The following is a 15,048-nucleotide window of genomic DNA, read 5'->3' on the forward strand; positions in this document are numbered from 1 at the left end:
AATCCGTGCGTGTTGGGGTTAGGTATTACGTTTAACGCCCGGCAAGACACAGAGCATTTCATACAGCAGCGTGGCCCCCATGAGTGCTGTATTGCCGCTGGGGTCGTAAGGCGGCGACACTTCCACTAGATCACCACCGACGATATTCAAGCCCGCAGCGCCCCGCACGATTTCCAAGCCTTGGGCAGAGGTCAGCCCGCCCATCTCCACGGTGCCGGTGCCAGGGGCAACGGAAGGGTCCAATCCGTCGATATCAAAACTGATATACACCGGGGTATCCCCCATCAGTTCACGCACCCCCGCCATGAGCGGAGTGAGCGAGCGATGCCAGCACTCCTCGGCAGGCACCACGCGAAAGCCTTGCTCACGGCACCAGTCGAAATCTTCGGGGGCGTAGCCGGTGCCGCGCAGGCCGATCTGCACGACTTTGCCATGAGCCAGCAAGCCTTCTTCCTGGGCACGACGGAACGGCGTGCCGTGCGCAATGGGCTCGCCAAACATGTGCTCATTCACATCCGCGTGGGCATCGATATGAATCAGCCCCACCGGGCCGTGTCTTTTCGCCATAGAACGCAAGATTGGTAGCGTCAGCGTATGCTCGCCGCCCAGCGTCAGCGGAATGCAGCCGTGCTTCAGTACGTCATCGTAAAAAGCGGTGATGATGTCGACACTTTTCGGTAGATGAAAGGTGTTGATGGGCACATCACCGATGTCGGCAACCTGAAGGTGCTCGAACGGCGCAGCGCCTGTTGCCATGTTATAAGGACGCAACATGCGCGACTCGTCACGAATCTGGCGGGGTCCTAGGCGCGTACCGGGGCGGTTCGATGTACCGATATCCATGGGAATGCCGATAAACGCTGCATCCAGCCCTTCGGCACTCTCTTGTGTGGGCAGGCGCATCATGGTGGCAGGGCCTGCAAAGCGCGGCATGGTGTTGCCGCCCAGCGGCTGATTGAATTCCGACATCGTTCTCTCCTTGGATTTATTGTGGCTAGCCTGACGGCCTAGCGATTTATCTAGCTCATACACAGGTACTGCACAGACCATGCCAAGTTACCCGCGCTGATAAATAGGTAGGTTTCTTGCTTTATCGATGCAAAAATGAATCGATTAGCCGATTAAATGATGCAAAAATGAATCAACGAGTCATCTTTGCATCACTCTGTTCATCCAACGCTATAAAAGCGGCGGCGGTAGACAAAGGAGGGACGCATGAGTGAAATCGACAGGCGCGTACTGCAAACCATTGTGGAAACCGCGAATGACCACTTCTTTATTGTCCGTGGCGACGGTCAAATCTTGGATATAAGCCCCGGTGCCGAGGCGGTGTACGGCGTATCGCGGGAAGAGCTGCTCTCCAGCAACGTTCAACAGCTGCAGGCGGCCGGCGTTTTGAAACCTTCCATCACCCTGGAAGTGATGCGCACTCGCCAGCCCGCTCAGCTAATGCAAATCACCGGCACGGGCCGCCGCGTCATCGCAGAAGCCTACCCGGTGTTCGTCAACGGCAAGCTAGAGCGCATCATCAGCCGCTCACGGGACTTAACCGACCTTCAACTGCTTCAGGACGAATACGCCCTGCTGCAAAAACGCTTTAGCGAACACTTGAAGCGCAGCCAAGCCGCGCCCGATGCCGAAGAGCAGGCGTTGGATGACGCACTGGATAACCTACAAGTCAGAAGCCATGTGATGCGCGAAATTGCCCTGCTGCTAAAGCGAGTCGCGCCATCGGATGCCAACGTACTGATGCTCGGGGAGTCCGGTGTGGGCAAGACAGCCTTTGCCAAGCAGCTACACCGCTGGAGCGCGCGCCATCGAGGCCCTTTCATCGAGGTCAACTGCGCATCAATTCCCGACAACCTGTTTGAGTCGGAGATGTTCGGCTACCAGCCCGGCGCGTTTAGCGGTGCAGCCCGGCAAGGCAAAGCGGGGCTGCTGGAACAGGCCGAAGGGGGCACACTGTTTCTGGATGAAATCGGCGAGCTGCCGTTGTTAATGCAAACCAAGCTGTTGAAAGTCATCCAGGATGGCAGCCTGACGCGCCTTGGGGATACGCGCTCCCGCCGGGTCGATTTTCGCTTGGTGGTCGCGACCAATCAGAATTTGGGCAAACAGGTGGAAGCGGGGCGTTTCCGCCTCGACCTTTACTACCGCCTCAACGTCATCCCGGTCACTCTGCCACCGCTGCGCGACCGACGTGAAGATATTCCTGACTTGGTGGAAGCATGCTTACAACGGCTGAACCAGCGCTATGGGCGGCAGAAAATTCTCGGTAATCACGTATGGTCGACCCTCATGGGCAGCGACTGGCCGGGTAATGTCAGGGAGCTGGAAAACTGGCTTGAGAGAGCCTGGCTTTCAAGCCCCACCGATCAAATTGAAGTGCCTGCAACGCAGGCCTATACCGAACAGCATACCCATCGCTTGGCGAATGTATCTGCTTCACCTATCGCGGCATCGCTCGCCTCAGGCGAAAGCTTGAAAGAGTACCTAGAGCGGTTAGAGCGGGACGCGCTACGAACGTTGTGTCACACGCTGCCCAGCACCTACGCCATCGCCAAGCGGCTGGGTATCAGCCAGTCCAGCGTCGTACGCCGGTTGCAGCGTTACGGCATTAACATCTCTCGTTGATGCTTAGCCCCATACGTCACACCCCTGCCACACGAGCGTCATTCAACCGCAACACCTCCATCACATGATTGACCGATAAGCCCACGGCCAATCTTGGAGGTGCTATGTCACAACAGCCGCAAATACGCCTTCAAAGCGTCTCCAAGCACTGGGGCGCGACCACGGCAGTCAACGACATTTCCTTCGACATTCAGCCTGGGCAGTTCGTCATCCTGCTGGGGCCGTCAGGCTGTGGAAAATCCACCACGCTGCGCATGATCGCAGGTTTGGAAGAAGCCAGCAGAGGGGAGATTCATATTGGTGAGCGCGATGTGACACGCCTGCCACCTGGCGACCGTGGGCTGAGCATGGTGTTTCAGTCCTATGCGCTATTTCCGCATTTGAGCGTGGCCGACAACATCGTCTTTGGCCTGCGCAGCCGGAAGGTAGCGAAGGCAGAACGGCAGCAGCGCCTGGCCCAGGTGGCCGAACTGGTGGACCTGACGGATTACCTGCACCGCAAACCGGCCCAGCTTTCCGGCGGCCAGCGTCAGCGGGTGGCGCTGGCGCGAGCGATTATCTCAGAGCACCCCATCTGTTTGATGGATGAGCCGCTGTCCAACCTAGATGCGCGGCTGCGCAGCGATATGCGCAGGGAGATCAAAGCCCTGCAATCACGACTCGATATGACGGTGGTTTACGTCACTCACGATCAGGTGGAGGCCATGAGTATGGGAGACCGTGTGATCTTGATGCAACAGGGACATATCGTGCAGGACGGCACACCCGACGAGCTTTATAACCAGCCCGCCAGCGCTTTTGCTGCCAGCTTTATTGGCAGCCCGGCCATGAACCTTTTGCCTCTAGTGCAAGGTGACCAGGGGGCCGTTATCGAGGGCGAACCCTCGACCCCAGTGGCTCCCATGGAGGCCGCCGGGGGGCAGCTGGGCGTGCGCCCTGAAGATATCGAACTGCGCCCAGCATCCGAGGCAGGCATTCCGGCCCAGGTACTCAGTGATGAGTACTTAGGTGCCGACACGATTGCCCATGTCGCCGTCGGCAATCACACCGTGCGCGTTCGCCTTAGCGGTAAGCAAGCGCTCTCGGGTAAGCCCTGCAAACTCTACTGGACGCCAGATAGCGCCCATTTGTTTGATCAACAGGGTCTGCGTCAGCAAGCGTTAGCGCCTCTTGCCTTACCCGCTTCGCATCGAAGCGTACCGCGCCCGCCCGCCGTGGGCTCTTTCCAACACTGACCGCTCTCATCCTGACAACATCACAAACACTTGTGGAGTCTCTCATGCGTTCTCAGTTCTCTTTTGCAATGACAGCCATCGCCGCAGCACTGTTAGGTGCCGGTCACGCCAGCGCTAACAGTGTCGACTTGACGATGTACTACCCTGTTTCCGTAGGTGGCGCACTGACCGAGGTCGTTGACAACTTGGTGGACGAGTTCGAAAGCGAACACCCGGATATCAACGTAGAAGCCATCTACGCAGGCAACTACGACGACACTCGCGTGCGCGCCATGTCCGCCATGGAAGCGGGCGATACGCCTCAGCTCTCGGTGCTGTTCTCCATCGACCTGTACGAGCTGATCGAGCAGAACGCCATCGTGGCCTTCGATGACCTCATCGACACCGAGGAAGAGCAAGCGTGGCTGGATAGCTTCTACCCCGGGCTGATGGAGAACGGTCAGTTGGATGGCAAGACCTACGGTATCCCCTTCCAGCGCTCCACCATCGTGCTGTTCTGGAACAAGAACGCCTTTGCAGCCGCTGGCCTGGACCCGGAAACGCCGCCGGAAAATTGGGAAGAGATGGCCGAGATGGCGGCTGCCGTGCGCGAAGCCTCGAACGGAGAACAGTGGGGCGTGATGGTGCCGTCCACCGGCTATCCCTACTGGATGTTCCAGGCGTTCGCCTTCCAGAACGGCCATCGCCTGATGAACGACGATGGCACCAAGGTCTATTTTGACGACCCGGCCGCCATCGAAGCTCTCGAATACTGGGTGTCGCTGGCTACCGAGCACGATGCCATGCCTAGCGGCACCATCGAGTGGGGCACCCTGCGCCAGAACTTCCTAGAGCAGTCCACCGCCATGATGTGGCACACCACGGGTAACCTGACCGCCGTTCGCAACGAGGCCAATTTCGAATTTGGCGTCGCCATGCTGCCCATGAAGACCCAGCGCGGCAGCCCCACCGGTGGCGGCAACTTCTACATCTTCGAAGATGCCAGTGAAGAGGAGCAGCGCGCAGCGATGACCTTCATCCGCTGGATGACCGCCCCCGAGCGTGCCGCCGCCTGGTCCATCGAAACCGGCTACATGGGCGTCAGCCCCGCCGCTTACGAAACCGACGCGCTACAACGCTATGTGGCAGAGTTTCCACCCGCAGCGGTCGCCCGTGACCAGCTGGAACACGGCACGGCGGAGCTTTCCACCTACCAAGGAGGCCGCATTCGCCGCGCCTTGGATAACGCTGTACAAGCGGCGCTGACCGGACAGATGTCGCCAGAGGAAGCACTTAGCCAAGCACAGCAAGAAGCCGACAGCGTGTTGCGCCGCTACGCACGCTAGTCGTCAGACATATGACTGTTCGCCGGGGCATGCCCCGGCTTTTCCAACGTTTGGTACTGCTCTATGTCATTCAACGACCACCGCAACATGCAGCTCTATGGCGCGCTTCTGTTGCTACCCGCTGCGGTGCTGCTGACAACGTTTGCCTATTTGCCGACCGTTTCTACGGTCATTAACAGCCTTTTCTTACCCGGCTTCCGCGGTGCGCCCCCTGAATTCGTAGGCATCGAGAACTATCAGGTGCTGTTCGATGACCCAACGTTTTGGCAGGTAGCTCGCAATAATCTGTTCTATGCACTGGGTACCATTCCCACCTCTATTGCGCTGGCCTTGGGCATGGCGCTATTCGTCAACGGCAAACTGCCGGGGCGCGGTTTTGTACGTATGGCCTACTTTACGCCGACGATTCTACCCATGATCGCCGTGGCCAATATCTGGATGTTTTTTTATGCGCCGCAGATTGGGCTGTTTAACAGCGTGCTCGGTACGCTGGGGTTTTCCGGCGTTAACTGGCTAGGCGATCCAAGCGTTGCGTTAAGCTCGGTCATCGTCATGTCGGTGTGGAAAGAAGCCGGCTTTTTTATGATTTTCTATCTCGCGGCGCTGCAGAGCATCCCACCCGAGTTAAAAGAGGCTGCCGACCTTGAAGGGACGGACCGCTGGAGCTTTTTTTGGCGGGTCACCTTTCCGCTACTGATGCCCACCACGCTGTTCGTGCTGATCAACGCGCTGATCAATGCGGTGCGGGTGGTCGACCACCTGTTCATTCTGACCAAGGGCGGGCCCAATAACGCCACCAACCTGCTGCTCTATTACGTCTACGAGAACGCGTTCTCCTTCTTCGACCGCACCATGGCGGCCACCATCACCGTGGTCATTCTGCTGGTACTGGCGGTGGTGGCCACGCTGAAGTTCACAATCCTGGACCGCAGGACGCACTACCAATGAGTACCTCCTTTTTTCTGGTGTCGCCACGGCGCACCCTGGCGCTGCCCAGCCTGGAAACCCTGGCGGCCTGGCTGCTGGCAGTGATCTGGATCTTTCCGCTGCTTTACGCGGTGTGGGCCGCGATTCATCCGCCCGCCTACATGGTACGTTTCGACCTGCTGGCGCCGTTGACGCTGGATAACTTCACGAACGCCTGGGCCCAGGCCCCTTTTGCGCGTTACTACCTGAACACCTTCGCGCTGGTGTCCGGCGTGGTACTGGCCCAGTTCGTGGTCTGTACGCTGGCCGCCTTTGCCTTTGCCCGCTTTCCGATCCCCGGCAAGAACCTGCTGTTCATGCTGGTGCTGATTCAGCTGTTCGTGTTTCCCGAAGTGCTGATCGTCGAGAACTACCGTATTGCCAGCGAGCTGGGGCTAATCAATACCATCACCGGCATTGGCCTGCCCTACGTGGCCAGCGCCTTCGGCATTTTCCTGCTGCGCCAGACCTTCAAGACCATCCCCCGAGAGCTGGAGGACGCCGCCCGTATCGAGGGCTGCGGCTGGCTGGCCATCCTGTGGAAGGTCTACGTACCGCTGGCCAAGCCCACCTATCTGGCCTACGGGCTGGTGTCGATCAGCCACCACTGGAACAACTTCTTGTGGCCGCTGGTGGCGACCAACTCGGTGGAGAGCCGCCCGCTGACGGTAGGATTGGGCGTGTTCTCCGCGCCAGAAACCGGCGTCAACTGGGCCACCGTCAGCGCTGCCACGCTGCTGAGTATTGCGCCGCTGCTGGTAGCGTTTCTGCTGTTCCAGCGCCAGTTCGTGCAGTCGTTTTTACGTGCGGGGATTCGCTAACCCAACTCACTCGAGTTTTCGTGCGACAATTCTCCTTCACGCACACGACAAGGAGAGCAGCGATGCACGGCGACCCGGCAGCCCTCAAGGTACTGCAAGACGTCTTTGGCTTTGAGCGCTTTCGTGGCCCCCAGCAGGCCATCATCGAGCACGTGACGGGCGGCGGAGACGCGCTGGTACTGATGCCCACCGGCGGCGGAAAATCGCTGTGCTATCAAATCCCTGCCCTGCTGCGCGCTGGCACCGCCATCGTGGTCTCGCCGCTCATCGCGCTGATGCAGGATCAGGTGGCGGCGCTCACCCAGAACGGGGTGCGCGCCGCCTACCTCAACTCCAGCCTCGAGATGCATGAGGCGATGGAGGTGGAGAACCGCCTGCGCGCAGGCGAGCTGGACCTGCTCTACGTCGCGCCCGAGCGGCTGGCCACGGCGCGCATGCAGATGCTGCTGGAGCAGACGCGCATTGCGCTGTTCGCCATCGACGAGGCCCACTGCGTTTCCCAATGGGGGCACGATTTCCGCCCCGAGTATCGCCAGCTCTCCCATCTGCACCAGCGTTTTCCTGACGTGCCGCGCATCGCGCTCACCGCCACCGCCGACGTGCCTACCCGGCACGACATCATGGAGCATCTTCAGCTTCAGGAAGCCGCGCTCTACAACAACGGCTTCGACCGCCCCAATATTCGCTACCACATCGCTGAAAATCAGGGCAATGCCAAAGAGCAGCTGCTGAGTTTCATCCGCGAGCATCACGACGGCGAGGCGGGCATCGTCTACTGCCTCTCCCGCCGTAAGGTGGAAGAGACCGCCGCCTGGCTGGCCCGCCAGGGACTCACCGCGCTGCCCTACCACGCCGGACTGTCAGCCGAGCAGCGCCAGCAGCACCAAACCCGCTTTCTGCGCGAAGATGGCGTGGTGATCGTCGCCACCATTGCCTTCGGCATGGGCATCGACAAACCCGACGTACGCTTCGTGGCGCACCTCAACCTGCCCAAAAGCATCGAAGCCTACTACCAGGAGACCGGCCGCGCCGGACGCGACGGGCTGCCCGCCGATGCCTGGATGGCCTACGGCCTTCAGGACGTGATCACCCTGCGCCAGATGCAGCAGGACTCCAGTGCCGCCGACCAGCAGAAGCGCATCGAGCAACAGAAGCTCGATGCCATGCTGGGGCTCTGCGAGATTATCAGCTGCCGTCGTCAGGCGCTGCTCCACTACTTTGGCGATTCGCTAGACGACCCCTGCGGCAACTGCGATAACTGCCTCACTCCGCCTGACACCTGGGAGGCCACCGTGGCCGCACAGAAAGCGCTGTCGTGTGTCTACCGCACTGAACAGCGCTTTGGCGTGACGTATCTGGTGGATGTACTGCTGGGCAAACGCAACGAACGTATCAGCCGCTTTGGCCACGACAGCCTGAGCACCTTCGGCATCGGCCAGGAGCTCACCGCCAGCGAGTGGAAAGCGCTGTTTCGTCAGCTGATCGCCAGCGGCTATTTGAGCGTCGACATGGAGGGCCATGGCGCGATCAAGCTCACCGCCAACGCCAGGCCCCTACTGCGCGGCGAGCAACGTCTCACCCTGCGCAAACCCAGCAAGCCAGCGCGGCGCGGAGCCAAAGGGGCATCTGCCGCCAAGGGCCACGGCGCACTGTGGGAAGCGCTTCGCCAGCATCGCAAGGCGCTGGCCGATGCCCAGGGCGTGCCCGCCTACGTGATCTTCAACGACGCCACCCTGGCCGAGCTGGTAGCACAAAAACCGCAAACGCTGCAGGCACTGGGCGCCATCTCAGGCATCGGCGCACGCAAGCTGGCCGATTACGGCGAAGGATTTCTTGCAGTGGTATTGGCGCACCCCAATGAGCCGGAAACGCCCACTGACATCGGCAATAGCGCCATGGAATCTGCCACGCTGCTGCGCCAAGGGTTCACCCCCGAACAAGTCGCCAAGCAGCGCGGGCTGGCCGCCAACACGGTCTACCGCCATTTGAGCGATGCCATTCAAGGCGGCGAACTGGCCCTGGAAGAGGTGGTCAACCTGGACCCGGCGACCCTGGCGCAGATTCACGCCGCCTTCGAGCAGTTTCCAGGCCAGGGGCTGAAAGTGGTGTTCGAGTCGCTGGAGGGGCGTATCGATTACTCGATACTGCACTGCGTGCGGGCATCTCTGGCCGCCAAGGGTTAGCGCCATCCCCGCAGATGCTCGCCCAGAGCAATCGCCGCTGAGTCGAACACGCCGGTATCCAGAACCCAGGCGGTGACCAGTGACGCGGGCGTCACGTCAAACGCCGGGTTCCACACCGGCGCCTCAGAGGGCGCCCACACCACCTCGCCAAACGCCCCTGCCACACCGCGCACTTCCGCGCCATCGCGCTGCTCGATGGGAATCGCCGCGCCGGTTGCGCAGGCGGGGTCGACCGTGGTGTAAGGGGCCACCACGTAGAACGGTACCTGATGGTAGTGCGCCGCCACCGCCAGCATGTAAGTGCCCACTTTGTTGGCAAAGTCGCCGTTGGCGCAGATGCGATCCGCCCCGACCATCACTTTATCCACCTTGCCCGCTGCCATCAGGCTGGCCGCCATGCTGTCGGTGATCAACTGGTAGGGAATGTCTAAATCCGCCATTTCCCACGCGGTCAAGCGGCCGCCTTGAAGCAGCGGGCGGGTCTCATCCACATAGACATGCAGATCGATGCCGCGCTGTTTGGCGATGGCCAGCGCGCCAATCGCGGTACCTACGCCCGCCGTGGCCAGCGCGCCGGTGTTGCAGTGGGTTAGCACGCGGTCGCCTGACGCCAGCAGACCGGCGCCCCGCTCGGCCATGCGTTGGCACAGGGCACGGTCCTCTTCGAACAGCGCTTTGGCACGCTCGGCCAGGGCGTCCGCGCCCTGGGCAAAACAGGCTTCCATGGCATCCAGGCAGTACATGAGGTTCACCGCCGTGGGGCGCGTCGCCCGTAAGCGGTCGCTCACTAACTGCCACTCGCTTTGCGGATGGCGCGCCGCGTACTGGGCCAATACGAAGGCGGCGCTCAGGCCGATCAGCGGCGCCCCGCGAATGGCAAGGCGTTTGACCGCGTGCTGCCACGCCTCGGGAGAGTCGCAGCGCACCCACTCTTCGGCCTGGGGGAGCCGAGTCTGGTCCAAATATTCGAGCGCGTCGGCATACACCCGTAAACTGCGTGACTGTAAATTGACCATGAAGGGCTCCTTGAGGTCTTGAACCGGAGAACGCGGCGCGCGGCTTATCAGGCGCGAAGCTTATCATATAGAATGGCCGCCACTAGACGAGGCGATGCTGACCCGATGACCACTTTACACACCGAACTGCTGGACGCCATCTCCTGGGCGGCGCAGCAAGGCTGGACGCCCGCCACCGGCGGCAACTTTTCCGCGCGTACCGAGACGGGCTATATAGTCACCGCCTCCGGGCGGGATAAAACCCGACTCCAGCCGGACGATCTGCTGCACTGCGACCTGGAAGGCCGCGTACTGGAGGGTAGCGGCAACCCCAGCGCCGAAAGCGACCTGCACGCCGCGCTGTACCGGCTAGACCCGACCATCCACTGCGTGCTGCATACCCATACCGTCGCCAGCACCGTGCTATCGCGGCGCTTTCCGGAAGGTATCGAGCTAAGCGGCTTCGAGATGCAAAAGGCGCTAGCGGGTAACGTGACCCATGAGGCAACCATTCGCCTGCCGGTGGTGCCCAACTCCCAGGACATGGAGGAGCTGGCCGCACACGTTCGCCAAGGCTGGCCGATGCCCTGGGGTTTTCTAGTCAGGGGCCACGGCATTTACGCCGTGGGCGATAGTATCGCCAGTTGCCGCCGTCACCTGGAAGCGATTGAATTCTTACTTGCCTGTGTACTGGAAGAGAGCCGGTGGTCCCAATGAGTCAATCAACCGTTCGCGCTATCGTGACCGATATCGAAGGCACCACTACCGATATCAATTTCGTCCATAACGTGTTGTTCCCCTACGCCTACGCCAAGCTGCCCGACTTTCTGCGCGAGAACGCAGAGGCACCGGCGGTGGCCGAGCAGATCAATGCCGTACGTGATGCCATGCAGGACGCCGACGCCACGCTGGAAGCGGTGATTGCAAAGCTGCTGCACTGGATCGATACCGACCAGAAAGTGACCCCACTCAAAGCCCTGCAGGGCATGGTGTGGGCCGACGGCTACCAGCGCGGCGACTTCACCGGCCATTTATACGCGGATGTCGCGCCAGCGCTGCGCCAGTGGCAGGCAGAAGGCAAGGCGCTGTATGTGTACTCTTCGGGCTCGGCGCAGGCGCAGAAATTGCTGTTTGGCTATAGCGATGAGGGCGATTTGACCCCGCTCTTCAGCGGCTATTTCGACACCCATATTGGCCATAAGCGTGAGGCCCCCGCCTATCAGCGTATCGTCACTGAGCTTGACCTGCCTGCGGAGGCGGTGCTGTTCTTGTCGGATGTAGTCGAAGAGCTGGACGCGGCCCAGCAGGCGGGCATGCAAACGCTACAGCTGGTGCGTGAAGGTACCCAGGCGGGCACCCGCCATCCGTGCGTCACCCGTTTCGACGAGATCCACCTGTAACGTTTCTGTCTCGTCACTTTCAAGGAGAGCTTACGATGTCACAACTCAAAGTATTTGCCGATAAAAATCCCCATGATGCCCTCATCGACACCACCGACGGCGAACGGATTACCGCTGAGCTAAACCAGGTAGGCGTACTGTTCGAGCGCTGGGCAACCCCAGGCGAGATTGCCGACGATGCCACCCAAGAAGAGATTCTGGCGCTCTACCAGGAGGACATCGACCGGGTCAAAGCCAAGGGCGGCTACCAAACCGTGGACGTGCTGCACATGGTGCCGACCCACCCCGAAAAAGACGCCATGCGCCAGAAGTTCCTGAACGAGCACCGCCACCACGAAGACGAAGTGCGCTTCTTCGTCAAAGGCCAGGGGCTGTTCTGCCTGCACATCGAGGATAAGGTCTACCAAGTGCTCTGCACCCGCAACGACCTGATCAGCGTGCCCGCCAACACCCCGCACTGGTTCGATATGGGTCCGGAGCCGTCATTCACCGCGCTGCGCTTCTTCGACAACGTGGAAGGCTGGGTCCCCCACTGGACCGAAAGCGACATCGCCGGAAAATTCGATCGTTTGGATCAGCTTTAACGGTTAAATAGTGAATGGTCAGTCGTGAATAGTAGGAGGCCGCGTTAGCGTTTGTGCACTAACGCGGCCTCTTTTGTTGTGCGCTTACAACACCGCTTTCTGGTTAAACGTTTTAGCCAGCTCTGCCAGTGCATTGAGATCACAGTAAGCTTGCGGCTCCATGATTAGCGCTTGGCCCATCAACACGTTGCGCGCTTCCAACTCGGCGCGTAAGCCAGTGTCTTCGATCTCTTCGAAGTCGGCGTTGTGGGCCAGCGAGAGCACGCGGCGGTGCATTTCGATGCCGCAGTAGGCCAGGGCATCTTCTCGAATCTCCTCAAGCAGCGCATCGCAGGCGTCGTCGGCGCTGTTACCCTGGTCTTCGAACAGCGCTTTGGGAAATAGAATCCCGGTGCGCTCGGTTTGCCAGAGATGGCGAAACGTCTCGTCGAAGCGGGTAAAGCACTCGGTGATGACCGCTAAAATCCAGGCTTGGTAGGCGTCTAGCTCGGCTTCCGCACGGTGAGCGGGCTGACTGAAGTAGGCCATGAAGAAGTTCGCCACGGCCATGCCCAGGTCGAATGCCATGGGGCCGTACTGGGAAAACTCGGGGTCGATGACGCGCACGCTGGTGTCGGTGGCCATGATGGAGCCGGAGTGCAGGTCGCCGTGGAGCATGGTTTCGGTGTTCGAGGTGAACTTCATCAACAGCCGCTGCACCTTGGCCTTCAGGCGGGCGTTGCGGCGCAGCTCATCCACCACGGGCGATAGCTCCGGCGTATGGCGGTTCATCTCCGCGCCGTAGTAGGGGTCGGTGAACACCAACGATTCGGTGATCGCGGGAATCGCAACATTTCCAGAGAACAGCCCCACGTCGGCTTTCTTGTCCGGGCTCGCCATGGAGAGCTCCGAGCCGCGAAACGCCGTGCGCGCACAGAATTCACCCAACGTAGCGCCCAGCTTCTCTACCCGTTCGCCGCTGATCAGCTTGCGCCGCAAAATCACGTGCGGATGCAGATACTCCATCACGATCAGCGCCTGGGGCTTGTCGAAGTAGTACACCTCGGGGGCCACGCCGGGCGCCCGCGCGGCTTGGCGCACCAGGGCAAAGTACTCGTAGTGGGCGCGATAGAGCGGCAGCGGCCAGCTCTCGCCCACCATGCGCACGTAGGGCAGCGCCTGCTTGACCACCACGCTACCGATGCTGCCGGTGACGATGAATACCAGGTTGAGGTTGCCGTCGCCCACCTCACGGATGCGCCACTTAGCAGGATATCCCCCCACGCGGCTAGCGACGGCCTCCACATCGCCTAGTCGCTGGGCTAACGTTTCTACCGTCAACGCCTGGTATGCTTGTTCTTCTGCCACCCTCTGTTCCTCGCGCAAAAAATGGGTTGTGTTTGTCATACGCTCACTACATTGTCAATTCAGAAAACTAACAGCCTAACGACTGGCCTTACATTTTCGACCCTGCATCCCAGTAGGGAACATTGCCAATCGTGCGCCCTAGGTAGGCCATAAAGACGGATACTTTCGACGAACGCAGGCGGTTTTCAGGATAAATGGCATAAATGTTGTCTAAATAGCCATCCTCAGAGGCTTCCCACTGCGTCAGTAACGGTACCAAGGTTTGCTGGCGAAGAGGCTCGAATAGCAGCCAAGAGGGAAACATCACCACGCCCTGCCCAGCGATTGCCGCTTCCACCAAGCTCTCGGCATTGTTGGCGACCAAATTCCCCGACAGCGCATAGCGAATCGCTCGTGGCGAGCCCCGTTCCTGGAAATACCATGACTGCGTTCCCTTACTGCCTCTATACAGCAGGCAGTTATGCTGGCTGAGCGCCTCTGGCGACGCGGGTGAGCCGTGTGTTGCCAGATATTCCGGCGACGCGCAGACGACAAAACGCTGCCGGGCGATGCCGCGGGCCACCAAGCTCGAATCCGCCAGCGCTCCTACGCGAATCACCACGTCGGCTCCCTCTTGCACTGGATCGATAAAGCGATCCTCCAGCGTTAATTCCACTTGAATTCCCGGGTACTGCTGCTGAAACCGCGCCAAGTGCGGCGCGATATGACGACGCCCAAAAGCCACGGGCGCATTGATACGCAGCACGCCCTGAGGATGCTGCGCGCCACCCATCACCTGCTCGGTAGCTAACTCAAGTCGCGCCAGCGCATCGCGCACTTCGTGGAAATAGCGCTCGCCCGCTTCGGTGAGTTTCACCGCGCGGGTATGGCGATAGAGTAATCGCTGGCCCAAAGCCCGCTCCAGGCTAGCGATATGCCTAGAAGCAGAAGAGGTAGGCACCCCGAAGTAACGCGCCGCTTCCGAAAAACTGCCGCTGACGGCCACGCGTACAAATAGCCGTAGCGTCAGCAGCCGTATAGAGTTGTCCAAAATGCAATAGTCCTTTGTCTTTTCAGCGCATTGTAGCAACAAGACTACCTCTTTAGAGTGCTTCCTCTCATTTGATAAGGAGCACCACATGCAACACGCATTGATTCTGCTTGGCGTGCTCATCGCTGGCATGGGCTTATCCGTGGAAGCGGGGCTACTGGGGCCACTCGGTCAGCAGGTGGGGCATTTTTCCGCCACGCTCTCAATCTTTTTGGTGGGATCACTATTGCTGTCACTAGCGCTGCTGTTTTCTCCCAAACGACAGTTGGGCGCACTGTTCGAGCAGCCACGCTGGCTATTGTCCGGCGGCGTACTGGGCCCGGTCTACGTCATTGTCTTGACCTTGGCTACGCCGCTAGTGGGTGTTGGTATGACCATGGTGGGCATTTTGTGCGGTCAGATCGCCGCAAGCCTAGCCATTGATCATTTTGGCTGGCTGGGCAGCGAACGTCGTCAGGTCGATGGCTACCGTTTAGCGGCCCTGGTCATGATTCTTGCAGCGCTTTGGTTGATGTAACAGGAGAGACG

14 protein-coding genes are annotated in these 15,048 nt (G+C 60.1%); 10 read left to right on the forward strand and 4 right to left on the reverse strand.

The features are described 5' to 3' along the window. Nucleotides 1-18: 18 nt before the first annotated feature. Complete coding sequence (gene speB / locus MHM85_RS07840; RefSeq protein ID WP_239285619.1) at nucleotides 19-969, reverse strand: agmatinase; 951 nt, start codon at nucleotides 967-969, stop codon at nucleotides 19-21. A 246-nt stretch (nucleotides 970-1,215) separates the two neighbouring features. Between speB and MHM85_RS07845 the strand changes: the two genes are divergently transcribed. The 6 genes from MHM85_RS07845 to recQ all read left to right on the forward strand — a co-directional run bounded on the left by MHM85_RS07845 (nucleotide 1,216) and on the right by recQ (nucleotide 9,164). Next, on the forward strand, nucleotides 1,216-2,634 hold the full coding sequence (locus tag MHM85_RS07845; RefSeq protein WP_239285621.1) for a sigma 54-interacting transcriptional regulator: 1,419 nt from the start codon (nucleotides 1,216-1,218) through the stop codon (nucleotides 2,632-2,634). Nucleotides 2,635-2,738: 104 nt separating this feature from the next. Next, the gene (locus tag MHM85_RS07850; protein WP_239285623.1) at nucleotides 2,739-3,869 is read left to right on the forward strand and encodes an ABC transporter ATP-binding protein; all 1,131 of its coding nucleotides are present in this window, start codon (nucleotides 2,739-2,741) and stop codon (nucleotides 3,867-3,869) included. Between the two features lie 44 nt (nucleotides 3,870-3,913). Then, nucleotides 3,914-5,194, forward strand: coding sequence for an ABC transporter substrate-binding protein (locus MHM85_RS07855; RefSeq protein WP_239285625.1), 1,281 nt, complete (start codon nucleotides 3,914-3,916; stop codon nucleotides 5,192-5,194). 63 nt (nucleotides 5,195-5,257) lie between these two features. Next, entirely contained in the window at nucleotides 5,258-6,142 is an 885-nt protein-coding gene (locus MHM85_RS07860; RefSeq protein ID WP_239285627.1) for a sugar ABC transporter permease, read from the forward strand. Beyond that, entirely contained in the window at nucleotides 6,139-6,981 is an 843-nt protein-coding gene (locus tag MHM85_RS07865; RefSeq protein WP_239285629.1) for a carbohydrate ABC transporter permease, read from the forward strand. Before MHM85_RS07860 ends, MHM85_RS07865 begins: the two co-directional genes overlap by 4 nt. A 62-nt stretch (nucleotides 6,982-7,043) precedes the next feature. Beyond that, nucleotides 7,044-9,164 carry a DNA helicase RecQ gene (gene recQ, locus MHM85_RS07870; RefSeq protein ID WP_239285631.1) on the forward strand — a complete coding sequence of 707 codons (2,121 nt, stop codon included), beginning with the start codon at nucleotides 7,044-7,046 and terminating at the stop codon, nucleotides 9,162-9,164. Here recQ and mtnA read toward each other — a convergent pair. Next, nucleotides 9,161-10,180: an S-methyl-5-thioribose-1-phosphate isomerase gene (mtnA, locus tag MHM85_RS07875; protein ID WP_239285633.1), complete on the reverse strand. Its 1,020-nt coding sequence runs from the start codon at nucleotides 10,178-10,180 to the stop codon at nucleotides 9,161-9,163. The two genes, recQ and mtnA, sit on opposite strands and share 4 nt — an antisense overlap. 105 nt (nucleotides 10,181-10,285) lie before the next feature. Here mtnA and MHM85_RS07880 point away from each other — a divergent pair, with 105 nt between their 5' ends. Genes MHM85_RS07880 through MHM85_RS07890 form a run of 3 tightly spaced genes read left to right on the forward strand, consistent with a single transcriptional unit; the run spans nucleotide 10,286 to nucleotide 12,143 of the window. After that, the gene (locus tag MHM85_RS07880; RefSeq protein ID WP_239285635.1) at nucleotides 10,286-10,876 is read left to right on the forward strand and encodes a methylthioribulose 1-phosphate dehydratase; all 591 of its coding nucleotides are present in this window, start codon (nucleotides 10,286-10,288) and stop codon (nucleotides 10,874-10,876) included. After that, nucleotides 10,873-11,559, forward strand: coding sequence for an acireductone synthase (gene mtnC / locus MHM85_RS07885; RefSeq protein WP_239285637.1), 687 nt, complete (start codon nucleotides 10,873-10,875; stop codon nucleotides 11,557-11,559). Before MHM85_RS07880 ends, mtnC begins: the two co-directional genes overlap by 4 nt. Nucleotides 11,560-11,594: 35 nt before the next feature. After that, nucleotides 11,595-12,143 (forward strand): cupin, encoded by a 549-nt coding sequence (locus tag MHM85_RS07890; protein WP_239285639.1) that lies wholly within the window; start codon nucleotides 11,595-11,597, stop codon nucleotides 12,141-12,143. 84 nt (nucleotides 12,144-12,227) lie between these two features. Here MHM85_RS07890 and mtnK read toward each other — a convergent pair whose 3' ends face one another. After that, a complete protein-coding gene (gene mtnK, locus MHM85_RS07895) occupies nucleotides 12,228-13,490 on the reverse strand; it encodes an S-methyl-5-thioribose kinase (protein ID WP_239285641.1) in 1,263 nt (420 codons plus the stop codon). 88 nt (nucleotides 13,491-13,578) lie between these two features. Further along, entirely contained in the window at nucleotides 13,579-14,520 is a 942-nt protein-coding gene (locus MHM85_RS07900; RefSeq protein ID WP_239285643.1) for a LysR family transcriptional regulator, read from the reverse strand. Nucleotides 14,521-14,608: 88 nt separating this feature from the next. Here MHM85_RS07900 and MHM85_RS07905 point away from each other — a divergent pair, with 88 nt between their 5' ends. Next, nucleotides 14,609-15,037 carry a DMT family transporter gene (locus MHM85_RS07905; RefSeq protein WP_219861889.1) on the forward strand — a complete coding sequence of 143 codons (429 nt, stop codon included), beginning with the start codon at nucleotides 14,609-14,611 and terminating at the stop codon, nucleotides 15,035-15,037. Nucleotides 15,038-15,048 lie beyond the last annotated feature (11 nt).

It is taken from the genome of Halomonas sp. McD50-4, assembly GCF_022348135.1.
GTDB lineage: Bacteria > Pseudomonadota > Gammaproteobacteria > Pseudomonadales > Halomonadaceae > Vreelandella > Vreelandella piezotolerans.

Excerpts from the sequence above, each read along its gene's own strand:
- speB (WP_239285619.1), bottom strand. The coding sequence starts at position 969 with ATGTCGGAATTCAATCAGCCGCTGGGCGGCAACACCATGCCGCGCTTT.
- MHM85_RS07845 (WP_239285621.1), top strand. The coding sequence starts at position 1,216 with ATGAGTGAAATCGACAGGCGCGTACTGCAAACCATTGTGGAAACCGCG.
- MHM85_RS07850 (WP_239285623.1), top strand. The coding sequence starts at position 2,739 with ATGTCACAACAGCCGCAAATACGCCTTCAAAGCGTCTCCAAGCACTGG.
- MHM85_RS07855 (WP_239285625.1), top strand. The coding sequence starts at position 3,914 with ATGCGTTCTCAGTTCTCTTTTGCAATGACAGCCATCGCCGCAGCACTG.
- MHM85_RS07860 (WP_239285627.1), top strand. The coding sequence starts at position 5,258 with ATGTCATTCAACGACCACCGCAACATGCAGCTCTATGGCGCGCTTCTG.
- MHM85_RS07865 (WP_239285629.1), top strand. The coding sequence starts at position 6,139 with ATGAGTACCTCCTTTTTTCTGGTGTCGCCACGGCGCACCCTGGCGCTG.
- recQ (WP_239285631.1), top strand. The coding sequence starts at position 7,044 with ATGCACGGCGACCCGGCAGCCCTCAAGGTACTGCAAGACGTCTTTGGC.
- mtnA (WP_239285633.1), bottom strand. The coding sequence starts at position 10,180 with ATGGTCAATTTACAGTCACGCAGTTTACGGGTGTATGCCGACGCGCTC.
- MHM85_RS07880 (WP_239285635.1), top strand. The coding sequence starts at position 10,286 with ATGACCACTTTACACACCGAACTGCTGGACGCCATCTCCTGGGCGGCG.
- mtnC (WP_239285637.1), top strand. The coding sequence starts at position 10,873 with ATGAGTCAATCAACCGTTCGCGCTATCGTGACCGATATCGAAGGCACC.
- MHM85_RS07890 (WP_239285639.1), top strand. The coding sequence starts at position 11,595 with ATGTCACAACTCAAAGTATTTGCCGATAAAAATCCCCATGATGCCCTC.
- MHM85_RS07905 (WP_219861889.1), top strand. The coding sequence starts at position 14,609 with ATGCAACACGCATTGATTCTGCTTGGCGTGCTCATCGCTGGCATGGGC.